At 68.5% G+C, this 15,957-nt stretch carries 13 protein-coding genes; all 13 read right to left on the reverse strand.

Features of this window, described 5'->3' with window-relative positions:
• Window positions 1-175: 175 nt before the first annotated feature.
• Window positions 176-847: a histidine phosphatase family protein gene (locus tag FYM52_RS09830; protein WP_154163953.1), complete on the reverse strand. Its 672-nt coding sequence runs from the start codon at window positions 845-847 to the stop codon at window positions 176-178.
• Between the two features lie 199 nt (window positions 848-1,046).
• Window positions 1,047-2,213: a DUF1513 domain-containing protein gene (locus FYM52_RS09835; protein WP_154163954.1), complete on the reverse strand. Its 1,167-nt coding sequence runs from the start codon at window positions 2,211-2,213 to the stop codon at window positions 1,047-1,049.
• A complete protein-coding gene (locus tag FYM52_RS09840; protein ID WP_154163955.1) occupies window positions 2,197-3,201 on the reverse strand; it encodes an imelysin family protein in 1,005 nt (334 codons plus the stop codon). Before FYM52_RS09840 ends, FYM52_RS09835 begins: the two co-directional genes overlap by 17 nt.
• Window positions 3,201-4,670, reverse strand: coding sequence for a di-heme oxidoredictase family protein (locus FYM52_RS09845; protein ID WP_154163956.1), 1,470 nt, complete (start codon window positions 4,668-4,670; stop codon window positions 3,201-3,203). The genes FYM52_RS09840 and FYM52_RS09845 overlap by 1 nt, the downstream gene beginning before the upstream one ends.
• Before the next feature lie 78 nt (window positions 4,671-4,748).
• Window positions 4,749-5,936, reverse strand: coding sequence for an imelysin family protein (locus FYM52_RS09850; protein ID WP_154163957.1), 1,188 nt, complete (start codon window positions 5,934-5,936; stop codon window positions 4,749-4,751).
• A 114-nt stretch (window positions 5,937-6,050) separates the two neighbouring features.
• Complete coding sequence (locus tag FYM52_RS09855) at window positions 6,051-6,995, reverse strand: PhzF family phenazine biosynthesis protein (protein ID WP_238826169.1); 945 nt, start codon at window positions 6,993-6,995, stop codon at window positions 6,051-6,053.
• Between the two features lie 96 nt (window positions 6,996-7,091).
• The gene (locus tag FYM52_RS09860) at window positions 7,092-8,276 is read right to left on the reverse strand and encodes a PLP-dependent aminotransferase family protein (RefSeq protein WP_045265624.1); all 1,185 of its coding nucleotides are present in this window, start codon (window positions 8,274-8,276) and stop codon (window positions 7,092-7,094) included.
• A gap of 226 nt (window positions 8,277-8,502) precedes the next feature.
• On the reverse strand, window positions 8,503-9,102 hold the full coding sequence (locus FYM52_RS09865; RefSeq protein WP_154163958.1) for a LysE family translocator: 600 nt from the start codon (window positions 9,100-9,102) through the stop codon (window positions 8,503-8,505).
• A gap of 187 nt (window positions 9,103-9,289) precedes the next feature.
• Entirely contained in the window at window positions 9,290-10,516 is a 1,227-nt protein-coding gene (locus FYM52_RS09870) for an HDOD domain-containing protein (protein ID WP_370513829.1), read from the reverse strand.
• Window positions 10,517-10,626: 110 nt separating this feature from the next.
• Window positions 10,627-11,832: a flagellar hook-associated protein FlgL gene (gene flgL, locus FYM52_RS09875; RefSeq protein ID WP_043382754.1), complete on the reverse strand. Its 1,206-nt coding sequence runs from the start codon at window positions 11,830-11,832 to the stop codon at window positions 10,627-10,629.
• 24 nt (window positions 11,833-11,856) lie between these two features.
• Window positions 11,857-13,827, reverse strand: a complete 1,971-nt coding sequence (gene flgK / locus FYM52_RS09880; protein WP_154163959.1) for a flagellar hook-associated protein FlgK — start codon at window positions 13,825-13,827, stop codon at window positions 11,857-11,859.
• 21 nt (window positions 13,828-13,848) lie between these two features.
• Complete coding sequence (gene flgJ / locus FYM52_RS09885; protein WP_045265621.1) at window positions 13,849-14,805, reverse strand: flagellar assembly peptidoglycan hydrolase FlgJ; 957 nt, start codon at window positions 14,803-14,805, stop codon at window positions 13,849-13,851.
• Complete coding sequence (locus FYM52_RS09890; RefSeq protein ID WP_154163960.1) at window positions 14,802-15,947, reverse strand: flagellar basal body P-ring protein FlgI; 1,146 nt, start codon at window positions 15,945-15,947, stop codon at window positions 14,802-14,804. The genes flgJ and FYM52_RS09890 overlap by 4 nt, the downstream gene beginning before the upstream one ends.
• Window positions 15,948-15,957 lie beyond the last annotated feature (10 nt).

Raw genomic sequence — 15,957 nt, forward strand, 5'->3', positions numbered from 1 at the left:
GGGGAGCGGGGGATTCCGGACATGGTGGTCTGCTGCCGTGGGGGTGCAAAGCCTTGGTTGTAAGCCCATTCCAATGCCCCTGCAGCGTACGCAGCGTGGCCGGTGCGCGGTGGCGGTCCGTCGCAGGGGGCTGGCCACCGGCGCTACTGCCGCCGCAGGGTGGCGGCAGAGGGCCTCAGGCGAAGGTGACCCAGTCGCGGGTGGCAGGCGTATCCAGGTGACCCAGGGTGTTGAAGGTCTGCAGCATCAGGCGCTTGGGGCTGGTGCTGAGCTCGGTCACGGCCGTGTTGCGGATGCGCATGTTCAGGGCGATCGACACCTCGGCCGGCGCGCCCAGCACCAGGCCCGCGGCGGTGGAGATGGGGCCGCCGCTGCTGACGACCAGCACGTCCCCGTCCGGGTGCTGGCGGCGCAGCTGGTCCAGGGTCTGGCGGATGCCGTCGGCAAAGCCTTCCCAGGTGGGCATGCCGGCAGGGCTGATCACGCCGGACATCCATTGCGCGATGGCATCGCACAGCAGGCGAAAGTGCGCCCGGTAGCGCTCCGGGGTGTCTGCCGGCGGCAGCGGGTCGGGGTGGATGCAGCGGATCAGCGCGTGGCTGTCGTACTCGTTGAGGGCCGGCAGGGCCTGGGCTGCGGGCAGGCCGGGCAAGGTCGCCTGGATGCCTTCCAGCGTCTGTACATGGCGGCGCAGCGTGCCGGTGCAGACCGCGTCGAAACGCTGGCCGCGCTCGCGCCAGTAGCGGCCCAGTTGCTGGGACTGCTGCAGCCCCAGGGGGCTGAGCTGGTCGTAGTCATCGGCGCCAAATGAAGCCTGGCCATGGCGTACAAGGTAGAGGGTTCCCATGGCCGCAGATTGTGGAAGCGGTCGATGCGGAATGCCTGTCCTATCGGAGACGATGGTGGTGGCCGGGCCGCAGTTCCGGGGCAGGCCAGGCCGGCCCGCAGGCGCGTGTGCCTGCAGGCTGGGGCACCGTGGACGGGGTGGAGAGAAGGTTTTGATAGCTGTCAGCGCTGATGGGGTGAGCGCTACAGCCACTTTTCATTCACAGCTGCGGTGGCAGCTGCACCCAGTGGTTGTCCAGGGCCAGGTGGTCGCTGCGGCCGATGGCCGTCTGGCCGGGCCACTGCAGCACTTGCTGCGTGCCTGCGGACCACACGGGCGCGCGCGGCGGCTGCAGCGGCTGGATCACGCTGGGGTTGCTGAGGCTGTACACGCCGGCCTGGGCATCGTGGCGCAGGCAGTGCGCCGCAGCGTCCGGCGTTGCCGGGGGCTGCCACCAGCTCAGCACGTCGGCGCGCGGGCAACTGACGGCAAACAGGTGGCCGTCGCTGCTGATGTCGCCGCCATAGCCCTGCCAGGGCGCGCCGGTGGGGCGGGGGGCGGTGTGCAGCCGCTGGCCGTCGAACAGGGCCAGCACCGGGGCGTGGAGCTTGTCCTCGGCCAGGTCGTGCTCGGCCTGCAGGGCAATGCCCAGCCAGCGCTGGCCCGGGTCCCAGGCCACGGCCGGCCCCCACGCCAGGTGGCGCAGGCTCAGCCGCGGATCGGGCAACTGCCATTGGCCGGCGAGTGCGCCCTGGTCCTGGGGCCGCAGGCGGACGATGGACGAGTCCATGTGGTCCATGCGCAGCTTGCGGCGCCCGGTTTCGGGCTGCGTGGGAATGCCGCCGTTGGCCACCACCAGGCTGCCATCGCGGTCCAGCAGCAGCTGGTGCGGGTCCATGCCGCCGGTGCGCCATTCGGCGATCTTCTCCAGCGTCTGTGCGTCGCGCACGCCGATCAGGCCCTGGCTGTCGGCCAGGTCGGTTTCGGTGGTGTAGAGCTGCCGGCCGTCGGCACTGGCGATCACGTGGCCGTTGAAGGCGCGGTCGGGCTCGATCCAGTGCCAGTGTGCACGGCCATCCGGGTGCAGCTGCAGCAGCCAGTCGCCGGGGCGGCGGCTGGCAAACAGCAGGCGGCCATCGGCCAACTGGGTCATGCCGTGGGCCCGCGTGGGGATGGCGTGGGCCTGGACCACCTGCAGGCGGTCCGTGGCGGTGGCCGGGGCCTGCAGCACGCCGACAAACAGGTCGGGTCCGACGGCCCAGGCCGCAGCCCAGCGGGGAGGCTGGGCGGCCTGCGCCCAGGGGCGCGTGGGCCAGGCTGCCAGCAGCGCCATGCCCTGCAGCCACTGCCGGCGCGTGCGCGAGGCGGGCTCAGTCACCGTCGGCATCCGAGAAGCCGATGGTGACATCCAGGGCCAGGGCGACGTCGTTTTCCACCAGGTGCTTGAGCTGGCTCAGCGCCCGGCTGGCGGGGGTGGTGCGTGCCAGCTCGACACGGTCCACGGCCTGCATGGCGGCATCGGCCTGCTGCACGGCGGCGCGCAGCTCGTCGGCCAGGCGCGTCCAGCCCTGGGCTTCGACCAGGCGGGCAATGCTCACGTGGTCCGGCTGGCGGGCGTCGCCCACGGCCAGGTGGCGCAGCGAGCCCCATTGCGCCTGCCAGCTGGCCAGCGTGCCCTGGCTGGGTGCGCGCGTGACGGCGGCCTGTTTGCCCGGGCTGGCGCTGCGCAGCGGCTTGTCCATGGACTGCCAGCGCAGCCGTTCCAGGCCGCCGATCCACTGGTTCAGGAATTCTGCGGTGCTGTGGAAATCCAGCGCGGTGCTGGCGCTGGCGGCCAGGTTGGCCTGGTGCAGGTCGCGCATTTCCTGGGTCAGCTCGGCAGCGACCAGTCCGACGTAGTGGCAGGCCGGGGTGTGCGGCTGGGCCACGTCGACCCACAGCAAATGCTCGGCCGCCGGGAAGCCCTTGGCCGGTGCGCCAATCGTCTCCATGGCGGCCAGATCCTGGGGGGCCTTGCGCAGCGCGGTCTTGAGCAGGGGCAGGCGCAGCGGCTGGAAGTCGACCATGCGGGCGGTGCGACGTTCGATCTGCGGGCCCATGGCCAGCGCCGACAGGCGCTCCCAGTCCTGGCTGGCCTGGGTGAACTGGGCGCGCGCCGCCGCCAGGCTGGCCTGGCCGGCGCAGTACTGCTGCACCTGGGCGTGCAGCTGCTGTGCGGAGGCACTGGCCTGGGCCGAGTGCGGCACAAACCATTGTGCGTACAGCGCTTGGGCGGCGGCCCCGGAGGTCAGGGGTGGGGCCGGCGGTGCGGCGGCCAGGACATGGCCAGCGGTCAGCAGCCCGATCAGGCCCAGAGAGAAGAAAGAGCAACGCATCACAGAGATTCCACAAATTGAACCAGGGCCGCCCGGTCCGGTGCCGGCAGGTGGCGGAATTGTTCCCGCGCCGCCTCGGCTTCGCCACCGTGCCAGAGGATGGCCTCGGCGACACCGCGGGCACGGCCGTCGTGCAGCAGGCGCTGGTGGTCGTTCACCGCCGGCAGCAGGCCGATGCCCCACAGCGGGGGGGTGCGCCACTGGCGGCCGTTGGCGGCAAAGTCCGGGCGGCCATCGGCCAGCGCCTCGCCCATGTCGTGCAGCAGCAAGTCGGTGTAGGGGGTGATGTCCTGGCCGGACAGGGCTGGGCTGCTCAGGCGCGGAAACAGCGCGGTGCCGGTGCGGTAGCTGGGGCGGTGGCACTGCGCGCACTGCGCGGCATGGAACAGGGCTTCGCCGCGCAGCACACCCTCGTCCTGGGCGTTGCGGCGCGCAGCCGGGGCCAGGGTCGACTGGTAGAAGATGACATCGTCCAGCGCATAGTCCTCGATCTCGACCCCCTGCTGGCCCTTGGCATTCCCATTCGGCGCGGCCAGGCAGTCTTTCTGCGCGGGGGTGCAGGTCTGCTGCGGGAATCGGCTGGAGGTGATGCCGATGTCGCCCAGGAAGGCGCCGGCAGTCTGGTGCGCCAGGCTACCGACGTTGGCCTTCCAGCCAAAGCGACCCAGGACCATGCGCTCGGCGTAGGCATCCCAGACGTAGTTGGGCTGCCCCTTGATGGGGCCGGTGTTGGCCGCCTGGGCCTGGGCATTGGCCAGGATCTCGGCCTCGGGGATGGCTTCCAGCAGGCCCAGGCCGATCACCTGCGGGGCAATCCGCGGGCTGACCATGACGTCGGGGGCCATGGGGCCATAGGCCAGGTTGCGCAGGTGGTAGCGGGGTTTTTCCAGGGTGTAGGGCGTGCCGTCGGCGTACTGCCCCTCGATGCGCTCGTAGCTCAGGTGCACTTTGCCCTCGCCCTGGACGCCGTGGATGCCCATGGTGTTGAACTGATCGCCGTACACGGGCTCGTGCTTGGGGCCGCCGTGGGCATCGGTGCCGGGCACCGACAGGCGCAGCAGCAGGCCGGCAAACGGCTGGGGCGCCAGCGGGTTGTGGAAGTCGGGCGGCTGGGCGCGCCCGTCCTGCACGTGGCAGCCGCCGCAGGAGCGGGCCAGGAAATGCGGACCCAGTCCGTCGCGCGCAGTGGTGGAGGCCGGGGCCTGGACCCAGTTGCGCTTGAAAAAGGAGTTGCCCACCACGAAGCGCGTGCGTTCGGCGTCATTCAGGTTGGCGGCGGGCAGCGAGAAGGCGTTGCGGCCGTTGGAGAACACGGTGGTCTTGCCACCGGGCTGGGCATCGGCGGCAGGGCGCGCAAACAGGGCCTGCGCGGCATCTGCGGCTGTGTCGCCAGGGGCCGGGCGGGCGGTGCAGGCGGCCAAGGCCAGGGCGGTGGCCAGCACGCTGCTGGTGCGGAGCAAGAAGGTCATAGGCAGGGGGCCGAAGGCCCGGAAACAGGCACCGCGGCCAGGCCGCGGTGCAGGATGACAGGCAGCCGTGGCTGCCGCTCAGGGCTCGACCAGGTTCAGCTGTTCGAAGCCGACGGCCTTGGCCGCGTCCACCAGGTCTTTGCTTTGCTGGGTCAGGGAGTCGATCGTGGCCTGGATCTTGGCGCGTGCGGCGCTGTCGCGCGCCCCCTGGATGGCCTGGTCGAACGGGGCCGGAATGGCTTGCGCCGAGGCCACGGACTTGGCAATCTGCAGCGAGGTCTTTTCGGCGATCACCGGGTCCTGCGCTGCCACCCAGTCGCGCAGGCCGGGGCCTTGCAGCACCGTGCCGTTGCGGCGCTGGTAGTGGCCCAGCCAGACATTCTGGATGCCCTGGGCGTTGGTGACCGCGTCGCGGTGGGTGTTGTCCGAGAAGCAGGAGTGCTCGTCTTCCTGGTCACGGCTGGCCATGGCCACCTCCAGGCGCTCGCCCGCCAGTTCGCCGCGCGACAGCGAGCCCAGGCCGATGAACACCTTGCGCAGGGATTCGTCGCCGCCCTGGTCGAAGGCCGCGCGGAAGTTGTTCTTCACGCCGGGCTTCCACTGGTCGGCCACGGATTGCAGGTCGTCCAGCAGCAGCTCGGTCACCACCTTGAGGTAGGCGCGGCGGCGGTCGGCATTCGGCTTCTTGCCGTCCACGAAGTCGGTGTAGGGGCGCGCGCCGGGGCCGTGGTCGTCCAGGTCCTGGCCCCACAGCATGAACTCGATGGCATGCCAGCCGGTGGAGATGTTCTCCTCGCCGTCGTGCTCGTTCAGCGCGGCCAGGCGTTCCTTGGTGATGGGCAGCTTGCGGTTGTTGATCAGGCCGGCGTTGTCATCGCCCACCACATAGTCCACATAGGACTCGTCCATCGGCCAGGCGTTGATCTGGCCCTCGGGGCCGTCGGCGTTGTCGATGGGGCCGTCGTAGAAGCGGAAGGCCTCAGTCTGGCCGTAGAACTCGCGGGCATCCAGCCAGGCCTTGCGCGCCGCATTCTGGGTGGCGGGGCTGGGCTTGGCCAGGAAGGCATGGATCGCCTTTTGCATCTGCTGCGCGGCTGCGATGGTGTCACTGTAGTTGGCATACACCAGGGTGCTGTAGTGCTGCACCACGGCCGAGGCCTGGAGCGCGCTGGGGCGGGCGCTGGCCGCAGCGGGTTGGGCGGCGGAGGCCGGTGTGGCCGCGAGGGTACCGAGGGTCAGGGCACTGGCAATCAGATAGCGATACATAAGGCAGGCAGTGGCACAAGGCAGAATCAAAGATGCGCGGATTTTACGCGATTGATAATTATTTTTATTTGCTTTATCGCAACGCTACCGGGCCGTGGCCTGAGGGGCCTTCGCTCAGAGCAGCACCGTGCCCTGCACGCAGGTCACGGTCTGCCCGCCGATCCACAGTTGCTGCTGCGCGTCCTGCTGCACGGACACCCAGCCGTCGCGCCCCACGCAGGCGCCCTGGTTGGCCATGTAGGGCGCCTGCAGGTGGCCTTGTGCGATCAGCCAGTCGGCCAGGCTGCCGTTCAGGCTGCCGGTGACCGGGTCTTCGACACCCGTGGTGGAAAAGGCCCGCACTTCCAGCTGGGCCTGGGCGGCGACCGGGGCGGCGCGCAGGCCGGTGGCAAAGGCCTCGGCCTCGCGGCAGGCACGGCCGATCAGCGGCGTGGCGTCGTCGGCCTTGTAGCGCGCCGCCACGCCGACCTTGTGGCCCAGGGCCTTGATGCGCGCCAGGTCAGGCTCCAGGCCCAGCACAGTGTCTGGGCTGTCCAGCAGCAGGCACAGCCAGTGCGGGCCGTTGTCCAGGTAGGCGGCATCCAGCACCTGCTCGTTGGTGATGCCCAGGGCCTCGTAGATCAGGTGCAGGTGGGCGGGCAGCGGCAGGGCGCGGGTGGCCGGGGTGGCAAACGCCAGCCCGGCGGCCGAGGGCTGGATGGGGATCAGGCCTTTGGCGCACTCCTGCACGATGCGCGTGGGGTCCTGGGGCGTGCCGCCCTGGGCCAGCCAGGCATGGCAGGTGCCCAGGGTGGGGTGACCGGCAAACGGCATTTCAGCGGCCGGGGTGAAGATGCGCACGCGGTAGTCGGCGCCCTGGGCGCGGCCGGCTTCGGTGGGCGGTAGCACGAAGGTGGTCTCGGACAGGTTGGTCCAGCGCGCAAAGCTTTGCATCTGGCCCTCGTCCAGGCCCTGGCCATCCAGCACCACGGCCACCGGGTTGCCCCGGTAGGGCTCGGCGGTGAAGACGTCCACGGTCATGAACGGGCGGGTGGTCAGGGGTGGGCAATGGGCGGACATGGCGGGGATTCCCAATCAGAGCGAACAAAAAAGCGCATAGCTTGCGGGAAGCTATGCGCTGTGCACGATACGCCACCCGGGGTGGCGTCCAGGCGATTATTTGGCCTGGAGCGCGCGGATGGCGGCGGCCAGGGCGGCAATGCCCTGGTTGATCTGCGCGGGCGAGACGGTCACGTACGACAGGCGCAGGGTGTTGTGCTCGGCCTCATCGGCAAAGAAGGGCGCGCCGGGCACAAAGGCCATGCCGCGCTCGACCGCTTCGGGCAGCAGGTCCTGGGCGTTCATGCCCTTGGGCAGGCGCACCCACAGGAACATGCCGCCCACGGGGCGTGTCCAGCTCACGTCCAGGCCTTCCATTTCGCGCTCCAGGGCCACCAGCATCACATCGCGCTGGGCCTTGTACATGGCACGGATGGTGGGGATGTGCCGCTGGAGGAAGCCGTCCTTCATCACCTCGGCGACCACGCGCTGGTTGAAGCTGGGGCTGTGCAGGTCGGCGGCCTGCTTGGCCTGGGTCAGCTTGCCGTAGACCGACTTGGGCGCCACGATGAAGCCCACGCGCAGACCGGGGGCCAGCACCTTGGAGAAGGAGCCCATGTAGATCACGCCCTCGGGGTTGCGTGCCGCCAGCGGCAGGGGGGGCTCGCCCTCGTACCACAGGTCGCCGTAGGGGTTGTCCTCGATCAGGGGGATGTCCAGTTCCTTGGCCTTTTCCACCAGGGCCTGGCGGCGCGCCTCGCTCATGGTGCGGCCGGTGGGGTTCTGGAAGTTGGGCAGCACGTAGGCGATGCGGGCCTTGTCGGCACCGGTGCCGACCTTGGCGGCGAAGTCCTCGACCAGCATGCCTTCGTCGTCGCTGTCCACGCCGACGGCCACTGGTTCCATGGGGGTGAAGGCCTGCAGGGCGCCCAGGTAGGTGGGTTTCTCCACCAGGATGCGGCTGCCCTTGTCCATGAAGATCTTGGCGATCAGGTCCAGCGCCTGCTGGCTGCCGGTGGTGATCAGCACCTGGTCGGGGTTGACGTCCCAGGGCAGGAAGTCGGCGATCGCCTGGCGCAGCGCAGGGAAGCCTTCGGTGGTGGAGTACTGCAGCGCCGCAGCGCCGTCACGCTCCATCACCGCGTTGCAGGCGGCGGTGAAGGCCGTGATCGGGAAGCCCGCGGGCGAGGGCAGGCCACCGGCCATGCTGATGATGCCGGGACGGTCGGTGAGTTTCAGAATCTCGCGGATCGCGGAGGAGTTCATCTTGGCGGCACGTGCAGCCAGGGTCCAATTCGTCATAACTACTCAATCTCTAGAAGCGGCGCGCGCACTGTGCGCGTGCCGGACAAGGCGTGGTGCAAAGAGCATACCGTTGTGGGGCATGGCCGTGTCACCCGGAAACTACGCATAGCCGGGCGCTGCGGCAATGGGCGTCGGGCACGGGATGGGCGGCGGCGCCGGTGCAGCTATTGTGGGGCGAAGCGCCGGGGCTTGCAGGGGCCGGGCCGAAAAAATCACCGCCGCTTCAGGCGCGCAACATCCAGACGGCGGTGCCCACCAGCAGGGCGGCCATCAGGCGGTTGAACCACAGCAGGCGCCGGCCGTGGGCCAGCCACTGGCGCAAGGCAGCGCCGATGCAGGCGTAGCACAGGTTGCTGCAGAAGGCGTAGCTCGCCATGACGGGCAGCACGACAAGCATGCGCTCGGCAAAGTTGGCCTGGCCAGCGACCCATCCTGCGACGATGGTCAACGCCAAAAACCATGCCTTGATGTTGATGAATTGCAGCAAAACCCCTTGGGCAAAACTGATTTGCAGCTGTGCGGGCCGCGCCTGGGCCAGCTGGCCGCTGCCCGACAGCTTCCAGGCCAGCCACAGCAGGTAGCCGATGCCCACGGCCTTGATGCCCGCACGCAGGGGGGGCAGGCCGGTGATCAATGCGCCCACGCCCAGGGCGCACAGACCCAGCAACAAGGTCCAGCCGACGGGCACGGCCAGCACGAAGCGCAGGCTGTGACGCAGGCCGTGGTTGGCCGCCATGGCGGTCGACAAGGTGGTGTTGGGGCCGGGGGTGAAGCTCATGGCCGTGGCCAGGATGAGCAGGGCGGTGAATTCGTGCAGGGGCATGGCGGGCGGGGTCAACAGGGGCGAACTGTAGGCCGCTGCGGGGTGCCGCGCCAGCGCGTTTTCACCGACGGCATGGGGAGCTTGTCAAAAACCGAAGCTGCTGGCGCTGGTCTTGTCTGGTGTTCGAGGGCTTTTCGATCCGAAAAACTTGCCAGATGAGCGCCAGTTGCTTTGATTTTTGATGGCTTTACCAGCTGGGCCGCTGGTTGGGCCATTCGCACACCAGGCGCAGCAGGGTGCGGTTGACGTGCTCCAGGCTGATCTCGTGCTCCTCGCACAGGGCGCGGATGGCGTGGGCGCCGTCCTCGCTTTCCAGCGCCTGGGCCAGCTGCAGGCTGGGGGCGTAGGGGCCTTCGCCCTGCACGGCTGCCTGGGGGATGCGCTCGGACAGCGGCAGGCGCGTGAGCGTGGTCTCCAGCGGCTCGTCCAGCACTTCGTGCAGGCGCGAGAACAGGCCGCACAGGTAGACCTCGCTGCGCAGCTCCTGGCTGACGCCGGCATCCAGCAGGTGCGAGGTCAGCGCGGCGCGCATCACCATCGACAGGCGGATGGGCTGCAGGTCCTTTTCGTGGCTGGCGTGGATCAGCTGGGTGCCCAGCCATTCCTTGAGCGTGCCGTAGCCCAGCATCACCAGCGCACGGCGCAGCGAGTTGATGGGGTTGCGCGCGCCCAGGGCGGCCGAGTTGGCGTACAGCATGAAGCGGTAGGCCAGCAGCGGGTCCTCGCTGAGGATTTCTTCGAAGGTTTCCAGCGACTGGTCGGCATCGACGGCCTTGAGCAGCCGCAGCACGTGCTCGTGCGAGGGGTGCAGCACGCGGGCGCCGCGCAGCTTGTGCAGCACGTCCTCGTCGGGCCAGCCGGCGATGGCGCTGGCGTGGTAGTGCTCCAGGCAGCGGCGTGCCAGGGCCTGGCTGTGGATGTCCTCGTACATCTGCCCTTCCAGCAGCGACAGCCGCTGGGGCACGGCCTGGTCGGCCGTGGCGTGCATCAGCGCCAGTGCATCCTGAGGTTCCAGGTGCAGCAGGCTGCAGGCGAAGTTGCTGGCTTCCTGGGCCGAGGGCAGGCGTTCCATGCTACCGCGCCAGACCAGGCGCACGCCCTTTTCGGCGGCGCGCGTGGCCAGGGCGCGCAGCAGGGCGTTGGCGTTCAGCCACTCGGCGCGCACTTCCAGCGCCCAGGAGGGGTTGGGGCCGATCTGGGCCAGCAGGCCTTGCAGCAGCGCCGGCGATTGTGGCGACAGCAGCAGCAGGGGGGCGTGGGGGGACCACATCTCCTGCAGGATGCGCAGCAGGTGGGCCGTGTCGGCCGGGTTGTCGGGCGTGTCGTGCAGGAACAGTTGCACGCCCGCCAAGTGGCGCTGTGCATTCCACAGCGGGCGATAGCCCATCACCAAAGCATTCAGAACGAATTCCACAGCGCAAGCGCTCCGTGTTGAGGTCTAGGGAGGGCTGCCGTTGCCAGCCGCCCGGGACCGGGTGGTCCCGCCGTTGCGGGACCACGCACCCAGGCTAGTGGGGGCAGCGCTCAGCGGATGTAGTCGAACAGCGACAGCTTCTGGATGGAGGCGTAGGACTGCAGCGCCGCCGAGACCGCGGTCTCCTGGGTCTTGAGCTGTGCAATCGCCTTCACCATGCCTTCGGAGTCGTAGTCTTCTGCGGCCACGCGCTGGGCCTGCACCTGCTCGTCGCGGGCGTCCAGCGTGTTGTTCATGCGCTTGGCCTGGTTCAGCAGGTCCCCGGCGACGCCGCGCACGGTGGAGATGCGGTTCAGCGCGGTGTCCAGCTCGGCCAGCGACTGGGCGATGCCATGGGCCAGGGCGCCGGAGTTGGTGCTGCCGTCGGGGTTGCCGCCGTTGCGCACCGTGGAGATGGCGCGGTCGATGGCATCGAAGACGGAAATGGTTTCGCTGGGTTTGACGGTGAAGCTGTCGCCCACGGCCGGTTCGCCGCTGATGGTCAGCGCCATGCCGGCGACATCGATGGCGTCGCCCGCCTTGTAGGGCAGCATCGTGGTGCCGCCATCCAGGCTGTACGACAGCACGCCGTTGTCGTCGTGGAAGCTGATGGTCACCGGCACGGTCAGCGCGGTGGCGGTGGCCGGGTCCTTGATCACGCCAGCGTCGGTGTGGGCCTTGCCCTGGTTGGCCGGGTTGGCGTCCACCGCCAGCACGCCGTTGCCAGTCTTGCCGCTGAAGAAGGCCAGGGCACCATCCAGCGAGTTGGTGATGGTGTATTCGCTGCTGTTGGGCTGGCCGGACTGGATGCCGTTGCCGCCATTCGGGAACGGTGTGTTGGCCTGGGTGTCCAGACCGCGGAACAGGGGCAGGCCGTTGCTGTCCGTGCGGTTGCTGTACTTGAGGATCTGGGCGCGCAGGCTGGTCAGCTGCTCGACCAGGGTGTCGCGCTGGGTCTGGTTGTAGGTGCCGTTGCCGGCCTGCACCAGCAGCGTGCGCAGCTCCTGCACGGCGCTGTTGATTTCGCCCAGCGTGCCTTCGGCGTACTCGACGGTGGCGGTCTGCGCATCCAGCATGCGCTTGTCGGTCTCGATGCGGTCCAGGCGGGTGCGGGCGCGTTCGGCCAGGGCGGCCGCCACGGGGTCGTCACTGGCGCGCAGCACGCGCTTGCCGGCCGTGGTGTGTTCCATCTGGCTGGCCAGCTCCGCTTGCTGCTTGCTGATGTTGCTGATGGTGCGGTCATACATGTTGGCCGTACCCAGGCGTGTAATGCTCATGGAGAACTCCTAAACCTTGATGAATCAGCCGCCGACCGCGTTGAGCACGCTGTCGAACAAGGATTGCGCGGTTTGAATGATCTTGGCCGAGGCCTGGTAGGCCTGCTGGTACTGCAGCAGGCGCGCGGCTTCCTCGTCCAGGTTGACGCCGGACACGGCGGTGCGGTCGGCATTCAGGTTGTTGGCCACGGTCTGGGACAGCTGGGCCGCGTACTTGGCGCTTTGGGTGCGCGTGCCGATCACGGCCATGGCCGAGGAGAACCCGTCGCTCAGCGTGGTGCCACCGTCGAAGATGGTGGTATCGCGCAGGGCCAGGAAGGCCGAGGCGTTGCCGGCGTTCAGCTTGTAGCCGTCGCCCAGGTCCAGGGCGTTGCCCACGTCGACGCTGTCACCGCTGCCGGGGGTGCCGGTCAGTGTGATGTTCCAGCCGTTGATCTGGATGGCCTGGCCCGAGGTGTAGGGCGCGGCGGCCGAGGCGGCACTCCAGCTGCTGGTGGCCGGGTCGTAGGTCTGGTAGCTGTAGTTGCCGGCGCCGTCGAAGGTGATGCGCACCGGGGCGTTCTGGGCCGGCACGCCGGCCAGGTCCGTGGCGCGCAGGCTGCTCATCTGCAGCGTGCCCTGGTTGCCCTGGTTGATCTTGGCGGTCACGGCGCTGGACACGGCCAGGTCGCCGGCGTTGTGCACCAGCGGCTGGATTTCGTCGGCGGCCGCGCTGAAGGGCTGGAACAGGATGCTCTGGCCCTGGGTGGCGCTGGCGGTGACCGTGGCGGGCACGGAGAACTGCAGGCCATCGACCTGGGCATCGATGCCGTTCACCGGGTCGATGGGCAGGTTGGTGGTCTTGCCGTCGGAGATGCGGATCAGCTGGGCGTTGCTGCTGCCGTCGAACAAGATCTTGTAGTCCGAGGCGACCAGGCTGCGTGTGTCGGTCACGGTGGCCGTGGCGCTGGTGGCCGGGTTGCTGACGTCGTAGCCGGTGATGTTGCTCCAGCCCTGGGTCTGCGTGGTCAGCTTGAACAGGTCGGTGCCGTAGTTGCCCGACAGGGTCAGGCCCAGCTTGTTCTGCTGGTTCAGCTCCGAGCCGATGGCCAGTGCCAGGCGGCCCAGCAGGTTGCGGCCGACGACCAGGTCGTCGTTGTTGAATTTCAGCAGGCCGGCGATCTCGCCGCCACCCACCATGTTGGCGGTCAGCTCGACCTGCTCGCCATTGGGCTGGCTGAAGTACAGCGACAGCTTGCCGCTGCCCGGGTATTCGGTGGTTTCGGCCACGCTCAGCTGGCCGGCGCTGCTGCCCAGCACCAGCGGCTGGCTGCCGCCGACGAACAGGTTGATGCCGCCGTTGTCGGCGTCCACCTGGCTGGTCTGCACGTACTGGTTGATCTCGCGGATCAGCTGCTCGCGGGCGTCCAGCAGGTCGTTGGGCTGGTGGCCCGAGGCCACGGCGCGGCTGATCTGGGTGTTCAGCGCGGCCACCTGGCCTGCCAGGTTGTTCACCAGGGTGACGTTGTTGCCCAGCTGCTGCTGGGTGCTGTAGTCCTGTTCCTTGAGCGTGGCCGAGGCCGCGCGGAAACGCGCCGTCAGCTCGCTCATGCGGGTCAGCACCACGTTGCGTGCGGTGCCGTCGGACGGTGCGGCCTCCACGTCCGCAAAGGCATTCATCACGCTGTTGATGGCGGCGCCCAGGCTGCTGTCGCCACCCGAGTACACGTCCTGCATCTGCATCAGCGACTGGTAGCGGATGGCGTCGGCGGCGCTGGCGGCATTCGCTGCGTTCGACTGCTTGCCCAGCAGCTCGTTGTAGTGGCGCATGACGGTGGCCACTTGCACGCCCTTGCCGACAAAGCCGTTGCCCACGTTCTGGCCGATCAGGGCGCTGGTGGCCACGGTCTGGCGGGAGTAGCCGGCCGAATTCGCGTTGGCGATGTTGTGGCCGGTGGTGGTCAGGGCGTGCTGGTTGGCAACCAGGGCGGAAACGCCGACGTTCATCAAGCTCATGGTGGAGGTCTTTCTAAAGCTTTAACCTTGGGTGCCCTGCTGCGCGGCGCGGGCACTTTCAATCGCGCGGGACAGCTTGCTGGCGTAAAGAGGGTCGGTGGCATAGCCCGCGTTCTGCAGGGCCGTGGCGTAGGCCTTGGCGTTGCCCGTGCTTTCCACGGCCTGCGCGTAGCGCGGGTTCTCCGTGATCAGGCGGGCGTAGTCGCGGAAGGAGTCCTCGTACGAGTCGTAGGCGCGGAACTTGGCCTTGACCTTGCGGGGAATGCCGTCGACGTATTCGGTGGTGGTGATCTCGGCCACCTTGCCCTTCCAGTTGCCCGTGGCCTTGATGCCGAACAGGTTGAAGGAGTTGCTGCCGTTGTCGCCGCGGATCTCGCTCTTGCCCCAGCCGGTTTCATGGCCGGCCTGGCCCAGCATGTAGCTGGCGGGAATGCCGCTGTCGCGGGCCACGCGCTCGGCCGCGCTGCTGTGGGCCTGGACGAAGTTGTCACGCCCCTTGGGCGATGGCGCATAGGCGTCCAGAAAGGCCGTGCTGCCCACGCCCGAATTGCCCGACAGCCCCGGATAGCGCGGGGTGCGGCCGGCAAAGCTGACGGTGGAGGGGATGCTGAAATTGCGTTCGGTGCCGCCCAGGGCCGCTGCGGGATTGACGCCGGCCTCGGACGGATCGATGCCCATGGAGCGCGCAATCTGCGCCGTGATGGCATCGGCCAGGCCGCCGGGCATGCCCGCCATGGAGACGGACAGCTGCTGGTCCATCATCGAGTCGGCCAGCTTGGAGCTGTCGTTGTCCAGCAGGCCGCTTTTCATGGTCGCCTGGCGCATGCTCTTGATCATCTCGTGCATGAACAGCGACTCGAGCTGCTTGGCGGCTTCGCGGGCGGCTTGCGGGTTGTTCGCGTTGGCCTGGCTCTTCAGGCTGTTGAGCGAATTGATGTCGGTGGCCAGCGCATTGTTGGCCGACAGAGACAGACTCATATCACCTCCAGCTCGGCGTTCAGGGCACCGGCGGCCTTGATGGCCTGCAGGATGGCCAGCAGGTCCTGGGGCGTGGCGCCCAGGGTGTTCAGCGAGCGCACCACATCGGTCAGTTGCGGCGAGGACGGCACGCGGATGACCTTGCCGGGCTCCTGCGTGACGTTGATGTTGGTCTTCTCGGTCACCACGGTCTGGCCCTGCGAGAAGGCGCCGGGCTGGCTGATCACGGGCGTGGAGTCGATGGTGATGGCCAGGTTGCCGTGGGCAATCGCGCAGGGGCCCAGGGTCACGGCCTGGTTCATCACGATGGAGCCTGTGCGGGCATTGATCACCACCTTGGCGGCCGGCTTGTTGATCGGCAGGGTCAGCTCCTGGATGTCGGCGATGAAGCCGACGCGGGCGCCGGGGTTCACGGGCGCCCGCACTTCCACGGTGCGGCCATCCAGGGCCATGGCGGTGCCCATGCCGTGGCGGCCGTTGATGGCCTTGACCACCTGGCTGGCGGTCTGGAAATCGGTGTCGTTGAGGCCCAGCTTGATGGTGTCGCCGTCATTGATGGGCGTGGGCACGGCCCGTTCGACCTGCGCGCCCTGGGGGATGCGGCCGGCGCTCAGGTGGTTGATCTGGACTTTGGAGCCGCCTTGCGAGGCCCCGGCGCCACCGACCACCAGGTTGCCCTGGGCCAGGGCGTAGATCTCGCCATCGGCGCCGCGCAGCGGTGTGGTGATCAGCGTGCCGCCCTTGAGCGACTTGGCGTTGCCCATGGACGAGACGTTGATGTCGATTTGTTGGCCGGGCTGGGCAAAGGCGGGCAGCTCGGCGGTCACGATCACGGCCGCGACGTTCTTGAGCTGCAGGTTGTTGGTGTTGGCCGTGGCCGGCAGCGTGATGCCCATCTGCTGCAGGTAGTTGGACAGCGTCTGGGTGGTGTAAGGCATCTGGGTGGTCTGGTCCCCCGTGCCATCGAGGCCGACCACCAGGCCATAGCCGGTCAATTGGTTGGACCGCACGCCCTGAACCGAGGCCACTTCCTTGATGCGCAAGGCGTGGGCGGGAGCGGCCAGCATGCCGCCGCTGAGGGCCAGCAACGCCAGGGCGAGGCGTGCGGTGCGGAATGTGGGGAGCGTGGACAGTACTTTCATACTGCCCAAT

Source organism: Comamonas sp. CAH-2 (assembly GCF_009668305.1).
GTDB lineage: Bacteria > Pseudomonadota > Gammaproteobacteria > Burkholderiales > Burkholderiaceae_C > Comamonas > Comamonas aquatica.